Below are 7,817 nucleotides of genomic sequence, written 5' to 3'. Positions count from 1 at the left end.
CTTTAAGCTCCTCTGCCTGTGGAGGGGCTTAAAGCGAAACCTTAATCACAGGCTAAGCATGTAGAAGCCCTTTGGGCTTGGCCTTTGCCGGACGGGGGTTCGATTCCCCCCGCCTCCACTAACTACTGGTTTTTCTAATCCCTCCTTTTGGATTTCAATATTCTGAGTATTTAGTCTGAATGACCTCCTGATTAAGGATGTTCCAAAATTTTTGCAAGCTTACATTTCCGTGTCATCCTGAGGACGAAGTCCGAAGGATCTCTTTTTTGATTTCTTGACTTGAAAAGAAAAAATATGAGATTCTTCGCTTCGCTCAGAATGACAACGTTGATTTTTGAACAGTCTTTCTCCCGATTTATTCATCTTGAAAAAAGAGGAGTAAAAAGGAGATTCTTTGTAAGGCTGCAGAATGGAGATGTTGATTTTTGCAAGCTTCATTAAAAAGGAATAATCTGAGTTAAGATTTGACTTCTTTAAAAATAATCCCGATTGGGTCTTAGATTATTTAAACATTTTTTTAATTATGCCTTAGGCAAGAATTGGATTTTAATAAATTTATAGAAAGAGACTCTTTTGATTAAAGTCTTCAGAGATTATAAGGAAAGTGAAAGTAGAGGCAATTCATGAATTGCCCCCAATATTCATTGATCTTTCAAAATCTCACTTTTAGTATTCTAAAACCATGCAAAGAATCTACTACTTTTTTTACTTTATAATTTAACTACCATACAAGTTGTAGCTTTTTTCACGCCCGGAATTGGATTAATATCTTTTATAACAATTCTTCCTATTTCGTTTTGGTCTTCACCTACAACATAAACGATTATGTCGTATATGCCGGTTACTACATCTGCGGATTTTACATTTTCTATTGTTGATAGTGCTTTTAAAATATTTGGTATTTCTGGTGGATTTGCTTCAATTAAAACATAGGCAGATGCAGCATTTTTTATTTCTATATCTTTTAAAAGCTCTTCAAAAGTTATTGGCATTTCCATTTCTTTCATAATCTTTCTCCTCTTATAATATATATCTTGTTAAATCCTCGTTTGTAATCACATTACCAAGTTTTTCTCTAACCAATTTGCTATCTATCACAATCTTCTGCCCTTTTAAATCTGGTGCGTTAAATGAAAAGTCTTCCATTATTTTTTCTAATATTGTATGAAGTCTTCTTGCTCCGATGTTTTCTGTTCTTTCGTTTACTTCTTCTGCTATTTGTGCTATTTCTTGAATTGCGTCTTCTGTAAATTCAAGTTCAACGCCTTCTGTAGACATTAAAGCTATATACTGTTTTATCAATGCATTTTTTGGTTCTGTTAAAATTTTGACAAAATCATCTTTTGTAAGTGCTTTAAGTTCTACTCTTATCGGAAATCTTCCTTGCAATTCTGGAATTAAATCTGAAGGTTTTGCTAAATGAAATGCTCCTGCTGCTATAAATAAAATATGGTCTGTTTTGACCGGTCCGTATTTTGTTGAAACCACCGTTCCTTCTACAATTGGAAGTAAATCTCTCTGCACTCCTTCTCTTGATACATCAGGACCACTTTTTGACGACCCTCTTGCTGCTACTTTATCGATTTCATCAATAAATACTATTCCTAAGTTTTCTGCTCTTTTTACTGCTAAGGTTTGGACTTCATCCATATCTATAAGCTTTTCTGCTTCTTCGTTTTCTATAATTTTTAGCGCCTCCTTGACCGTCAATCTTCTTTTTTTTCTTTTTGAAGGTCCTAAATTTGAAAATAATTCTTTTAACTGACTTTCAATATCTTCAAGACCAGGAACAACTACACCTCCAACAACCGCTGAGACTTTCTCTTCCACATCTATTTCTACAACTTTATCATCCAGTTGACCGTTTTTTAGCATTTCTCTAAATTTCTCTCTTGCCGGCGATTCTTCTTCTTCCTCAATAAGTGTTCCATACCTTTTTGTTTTTTTTGGGACTAAATAGTCTAATACCTTTTCTTCTGCTATAGCTTTTGCCTTTTCTCTTACTTCTTCCATTTTTTCAGCTTTTATCATCTTAAAAGATACATCAACAAGCTCTCTTATGATAGATTCAACGTCTCTTCCAACGTATCCAACTTCTGTAAACTTTGTTGCTTCTACTTTTATAAATGGTGCTTTTACTAAGTTTGCTAGTCTTCTTGCAATTTCAGTTTTACCTACTCCTGTAGGTCCGATCATGAGTATATTTTTTGGAATTACTTCATCTCTTAGGTCTTCCGGTAATTTTTGCCTTCTCCATCTATTTCTAAGTGCTATTGCAACCGCCTTTTTAGCTTCATACTGACCAACTATGTATTTATCTAACTCTTCCACTATCTGCTTAGGTGTAAGCTCTCTGTCTATTTCCAATCTGGCCTCCTAATCTTCAAGTGTTGATATGTCTCCAAGCTCTTGACCTAATTCTTTGGCTCTTAAAACTCTTCTCATTATTTTACCACTTCTTGTTTTTGGTAGTTTATCAACAAATTCTACTTCGTCCGGAACAGCTATAGCACCAAGAACCTCTTTGACTGTTTCTTTGATTTCGATGATTAATTCTTGTGATGGCGAATATCCTTCCTTTAGTATGACAAATGCCTTAATTGATTCACCTTTAATTTCGTTAGGCTTTCCAATTACAGCCGCTTCTGCAACTGCAGGATGTTCAACGATTGCGGATTCAACCTCTGCATTACCTATTCTGTGTCCTGCAACGCTTAAAACGTCATCAGCACGTCCAAGAATAATAATATATCCATCTTCATCTACGGAAGCAAGGTCTCCTGCTGAATAAACACCGCCAGGAATTTCTTTCCAGTATTTTTCATATCTTTCCGGCTCTCCCCAACATGTTCTAAGCATAGATGGCCATGGTTTCTTTATCACTAAATGCCCTACTGTGTTAGGTGGAAGTTCATTACCTTCTTTATCAACTACTGCCGGAACTACACCAAACAATGGCTTTCCTGCTTTACCCGGCTTTGAAGGATAACATGGAAGCGTTGTTATCATATGTGCTCCTGTTTCTGTCTGCCACCATGTGTCAACTACGACAGCTTTTTCTCTTCCTATGTTTTTATAATACCAAATCCAAGCTTCTGGATTGATTGGCTCACCAACAGAACCAAGTATTTTTAACGACGATAAATCATATTTTGCCGGAATTTCATCTCCAAATCTCATAAGCATTCTAATGGCTGTAGGTGCTGTATAGAATACGTTTACTCTGTATTTTTCAACATACTCCCACCAAATGCCAGGATGTGGATATACCGGAACACCCTCCATTATTACTGATGTTGCACCGTTCGCAAGCGGTCCATAGACAATATAGCTATGGCCTGTAATCCATCCAATGTCTGCTGTACACCAATAAATTGTATCTTCTTTTATGTTAAATACTGTTTTTGTTGTTAGATACGTGTTTACCATATAACCGCCAGTTGTATGAAGAACCCCCTTTGGCTTTCCTGTTGTTCCTGATGTATAAAGAATAAACAATGGGTCTTCCGCATCCATGATTTCCGGCTCACAGACAGGACTGCTTGACTTGATTAATTTTTGAAAGTTTATATAATGGCTACCGTATTCCTCTTCAGAAAGCTCATTATCCCTGTCCCAGACGATAACTTTTTTAACAAAATCAAGCTCTTTAATCGCATCTTTTACAGTTGGAAGTAATGGTATTTTTTTACCCCTTCTTTTTGTGTAGGCTGCTGTTATTACTACTTTTGCTTTTGCATCGTTGATTCTTAATTTCAATGCCCCTTCGCTAAATCCTGCAAAAACTACGCTGTGTATAGCTCCAATTCTTGCACAAGCAAGCATACTTGCTATTGCTTCAATAGTATTTGGCATATAAATAGAAACTCTATCCCCTTTACCAACACCAAGGGATTTCAAGCCATTTGCAAGTCTATTGACAAGCTCCAAAAGCTCGCCATAGGTTATCTTTTTCTCGTTTCCGTCTTCATCAACGTAAATATAAGCTACTTTATTTCTTTTTCCGTTTAAAACATGTCTATCAAGACAGTTGTATGTGATGTTTGTTTTCCCGCCAACAAACCATTTAGCATAAGGAATATTCCACTCCAAAACCTTATCCCACTTTTGATACCAAAATAGTTCATTTGCAACTTCAGACCAAAATTCATCAGGATTTTCAATAGATTTTTTATACATCTCTTCGTAGTTTTGAACTATACACTCTTTTTTAATCTCCTCCGGTGGATAGTAAATATCCTTTACTTGTAAATGAACTGTTTCTAAATTTTCCATTTTTACCCTCCTTAGATTATTAAATCTATTATTAATTACTATTCAATTGTATAGTGAGAAATTCAATATTCAATAAAACAATATGAGATTCTTCGTTTAGCTACATAATAACAGAACAAGGCTATCTTTTCTCTAATATTTATCAGTCAACTTTTCTCTGTCATCCTGAGGCCGTAAGGCCGAAGGATCTCCTCTTTTAAATTTTTTAAAAATCACTAATTTCTCACCCAACGTATAAAGTGTCTGTATTAAATTACTTCTTGATTTCATAAAAATCAATAATTTTTCACTCTATTTTTTCCAAAACTATCAGATGAATTAATCCAAAAAATCTCTTTTCTAAAAACTTAACATTAAATCCATGTTTATTAAAAAAAGGTTTTATTTCGGATATTTTCATAGCATTCTCTATGGATTCTACAAAATAATCCCACTCTTCTTTTGAAAAGATAAGCCTTCCTATTGGTCTAAACAATCTATCTGCAAAAAAATGGATAAATTTATAAAAAATATTACTTTCTGGTTTTCCGATTTCAAGAATAGAGACTGTACCGTATTGTCTTAAAACTCTTCTAAGCTCTTTGGTAATCTCTTCTCTTGGTAAATGTCTAAATACAAGAGAAAAGAAAATCGTTATCTAAAGACGAGTTTTTAAACGGAAGTTTTAACGCATTAGCCCTAATGTAAAGTATTTTTTCGTCAGAGACTTTATTTTTAGCAGTTTTTAGCATATTAAAAGATAAATCAACTGCGTAAATAAAACATTCCTTGTCTTTTTCTCTAAGCTTTCTAACTATCTCTCCCGTTCCTGTTCCAATATCCAAAACATACCCTTTTAAATCTGTAGCTGAAATTAATTGGTTTTGCCATTTATTAATCAGTCCAAATGTAGCAAAATTTAAAAAACTATCGTAAGACTTGTGAACGTTATCAAATATCCTTTCTACTACGCTTTTTTCCATTTTGTTCCAAATGGTGTATCTTCTAAGATTATTCCTTTTTCAGCCAGCTTATCTCTTATTAAGTCTGCAATTGCAAACTGTTTATCCTTCCTTGCTTTTTCTCTTGCTTCTATCAGTACTTGAATTAAATCTTCGTTTATACTTTCTTCTTTTTCTTTAGCTTTAATTTCTTCTTGTTTTACGCATGGTTGTAGGCTGTCAAACAGTCCGAATATATCTCTTCCTATATCATGAAGTGTTTTCGCTGCTTCTTTGTAGGATTCTAATGCTTTCTTAGAGATTCCGCCATGTTTAATAGCTTTATCTCTTAAAATATTCATTTCTCTTACAAGACCAAATAAAGATGCAAGGGCCTCCGGTGTGTTAAAGTCATCGCTCATTGCTGAGTAAAAACCAGATTGTGCTTTTTGGACGGCGTTATATAAATCTCCTTCAAAGTTTTCTTCTATTGGAAGTTTATTTAAAACTTCTGCTTCCTCAATTGCATTTTTAAGCCTTTCGTAAGCTTTTTTAGTCTCTTCCATTTTATCCCAAGAAAAATCTAAAGGACTTCTGTAATGGACAGATAAAACTAATAGCCTTAAAATGTCTGGTTCGTATTTAGAGTATATCTCTTTAAGGGTTATATAATTTCCAAGAGATTTTGACATTTTTTGTCCGTTTACAGTAACTAAGCCGTTATGAATCCAGTATCTTGCAAATGGTTTTCCTGTCAAAGCTTCTGCTTGTGCTATCTCGTTTTCATGGTGTGGAAAAGTCAAATCTAAACCACCGCCGTGTATATCGATCGTTTCTCCAAGATGTTTAAATATCATTGCACAGCATTCTGTATGCCAACCAGGTCTTCCTTTACCCCATGGAGATTCCCAGTAAGGCTCTCCTGCTTTTGCTGACTTCCATAATGCAAAATCAAGCGGGTCCTTCTTTTTTTCTCCCGGTTCAATTCTTGCGCCGGCTAAAAGCTCATCTATACTTCTTTTAGAAAGCTTTCCATACTCTTTAAACTTTCTTACAGAAAAATAAACATCTCCATCAGCTTCATATGCATAACCAGCATCAACAAGCTTTTGAATGAAATTTATAATATCAGGAATATGCGTTGTAACTCTTGGCTCTACGTCGGCCGGTTCTATTCTAAATTTTTCTGCATCATCAAAGTATTCTTTTATAAATTTATCTGAAATAACACTAAAGGGTAAACACTCATTTTTTGCTCTGTTGATGATTTTGTCATCAACATCAGTAAAGTTTCTTACAAAAATAACATTGTATCCAAGATATCTTAAATATCTTCTAATCATATCAAAAACGATTAAACTTCTACCATGACCTACATGGTTATAATCATAAACCGTCACACCACAGGTGTAAATTTTAACTTCCCCTGGTTTTATAGGTGCAAAATCTTCCTTTTTTCCGGTTAATGTGTTGTATATCTTTAGACTCATGGCTTACTCCGTGTAAGATGTTTATAAAATTTTAGCATATTCTAAATTTCTTGCTGTTTATTTTTCTTTATAAGCCAATAGACTATACCAAGAACCAAAATAACAAAGCTATAAGCTACAAGCTCTATGACTTTCTTTTCTCCGCTTTCAGACAAAGAAGCAATTAAAAGTTTTCTAATCATTGCAGCTAAAGCAATGCTTACAAAAATTGTTATGGCAAAACCTCCACCTTTAAAGTGTTTTATTTCTTCGTTCATTAATTCCCCTACAGCCCAAAGTATGAGTAAAGTACCAAGCAAAATAATTATCCCCTCTTCAAAAGGAATTATATTAAATAAAATTTTATAGATATCATATCCAAATAAAACAAATACAAATAAAGCAACTATTACCAATGCACCAAGTATAACAAAATCAATTATTTCAGAAAATCTCTTTGCAAAAACAAACAAGATTCTAGTGTATTTTGACAAAGCCCCATACTTAATTAACTCTTTCTCTCTGTAAGCCAACGTCAAAACATCGAGATTTATATCAATTAGCTTTCCGATTGATGTAACATAAAGATTTCTTTCATTTCTATCTTGAATTTCTGCATCTATTTTTTCTATGATAAACCTTCTTACAAAATTAAATGCAGCATTAACATAGTGGGTTGGAAGTCCTATGTTTACGTGAACTTCTCCAATTTTATATAGCCTTGAAAAGTAGTTTTCGTCATAGTTTCCACTAAACAGGTCTAAAAACCAATTTTTCAGCTCTGATTTATGTCTTTTAAACAGGTCTTCATTTTTTAAAAATTGATTGTAATCAGGAAATCTGGAGATAAAAAAATAGAATTTACTTATAAATTCGTCCAAATATTTTTCTAAAATTGGCTTTAGCTTTTTTATTCTTTCTACGTCTTCTTGTGTAAAATCAAAATCTTTTTTTATTTGTTCTATGTTTTCTATCATTACAAAATTTCCTCGTTTGAAATTTTTTAGTGGTAATTATACATTTTGCAGATAAACTTATGCAAGAAGAAAAGGAAGCGTGTTCCAAAAATCCAAGGCTTCATTCTTAAGCCGGCAAAGAATCCTCTTATTTTAACTACCAATTATTTACTGCATTGGTAGTTCATAAATTGCCC

General features: G+C 33.7%; 7 protein-coding genes and 1 other RNA gene. 1 reads left to right on the top strand and 7 read right to left on the bottom strand.

Annotated elements, in window-relative coordinates:
• Positions 1-121, top strand: a transfer-messenger RNA (tmRNA) gene (gene ssrA / locus SULYE_RS08020); the annotation flags it as partial.
• A 589-nt stretch (positions 122-710) separates the two neighbouring features.
• Here the strand turns inward: ssrA and SULYE_RS04105 are convergent.
• The 7 genes from SULYE_RS04105 to SULYE_RS04080 all read right to left on the bottom strand — a co-directional run bounded on the left by SULYE_RS04105 (position 711) and on the right by SULYE_RS04080 (position 7,641).
• Positions 711-1,007: an Lrp/AsnC family transcriptional regulator gene (locus SULYE_RS04105; protein WP_007546784.1), complete on the bottom strand. Its 297-nt coding sequence runs from the start codon at positions 1,005-1,007 to the stop codon at positions 711-713.
• A 13-nt stretch (positions 1,008-1,020) separates the two neighbouring features.
• Positions 1,021-2,367, bottom strand: a complete 1,347-nt coding sequence (gene hslU / locus SULYE_RS04100) for an ATP-dependent protease ATPase subunit HslU (protein ID WP_007546783.1) — start codon at positions 2,365-2,367, stop codon at positions 1,021-1,023.
• A gap of 9 nt (positions 2,368-2,376) precedes the next feature.
• Positions 2,377-4,275, bottom strand: coding sequence for an acetate--CoA ligase (acs, locus tag SULYE_RS04095; RefSeq protein WP_007546782.1), 1,899 nt, complete (start codon positions 4,273-4,275; stop codon positions 2,377-2,379).
• Positions 4,276-4,561: 286 nt separating this feature from the next.
• The gene (locus tag SULYE_RS08660; RefSeq protein WP_269479098.1) at positions 4,562-4,816 is read right to left on the bottom strand and encodes a class I SAM-dependent methyltransferase; all 255 of its coding nucleotides are present in this window, start codon (positions 4,814-4,816) and stop codon (positions 4,562-4,564) included.
• A 67-nt stretch (positions 4,817-4,883) separates the two neighbouring features.
• Positions 4,884-5,237 (bottom strand): class I SAM-dependent methyltransferase, encoded by a 354-nt coding sequence (locus SULYE_RS08655; protein WP_007546780.1) that lies wholly within the window; start codon positions 5,235-5,237, stop codon positions 4,884-4,886.
• Positions 5,222-6,685, bottom strand: a complete 1,464-nt coding sequence (cysS, locus tag SULYE_RS04085) for a cysteine--tRNA ligase (protein ID WP_007546779.1) — start codon at positions 6,683-6,685, stop codon at positions 5,222-5,224. Before cysS ends, SULYE_RS08655 begins: the two co-directional genes overlap by 16 nt.
• A 41-nt stretch (positions 6,686-6,726) precedes the next feature.
• The gene (locus tag SULYE_RS04080; protein WP_007546778.1) at positions 6,727-7,641 is read right to left on the bottom strand and encodes a protoglobin domain-containing protein; all 915 of its coding nucleotides are present in this window, start codon (positions 7,639-7,641) and stop codon (positions 6,727-6,729) included.
• Between the last annotated feature and the right edge of the window lie 176 nt (positions 7,642-7,817).

It is taken from the genome of Sulfurihydrogenibium yellowstonense SS-5 (assembly GCF_000173615.1).
GTDB classification, from domain to species: Bacteria; Aquificota; Aquificia; order Aquificales; family Hydrogenothermaceae; genus Sulfurihydrogenibium; species Sulfurihydrogenibium yellowstonense.
This window is presented reverse-complemented; position numbering and strand designations above follow the sequence as displayed.

Bases quoted from the DNA above. Each gene is read 5' to 3' on its own strand.
- SULYE_RS04080 (WP_007546778.1), bottom strand. From the start codon at position 7,641: ATGATAGAAAACATAGAACAAATAAAAAAAGATTTTGATTTTACACAA.
- acs (WP_007546782.1), bottom strand. From the start codon at position 4,275: ATGGAAAATTTAGAAACAGTTCATTTACAAGTAAAGGATATTTACTAT.
- cysS (WP_007546779.1), bottom strand. From the start codon at position 6,685: ATGAGTCTAAAGATATACAACACATTAACCGGAAAAAAGGAAGATTTT.
- SULYE_RS08655 (WP_007546780.1), bottom strand. From the start codon at position 5,237: ATGGAAAAAAGCGTAGTAGAAAGGATATTTGATAACGTTCACAAGTCT.
- SULYE_RS04105 (WP_007546784.1), bottom strand. From the start codon at position 1,007: ATGAAAGAAATGGAAATGCCAATAACTTTTGAAGAGCTTTTAAAAGAT.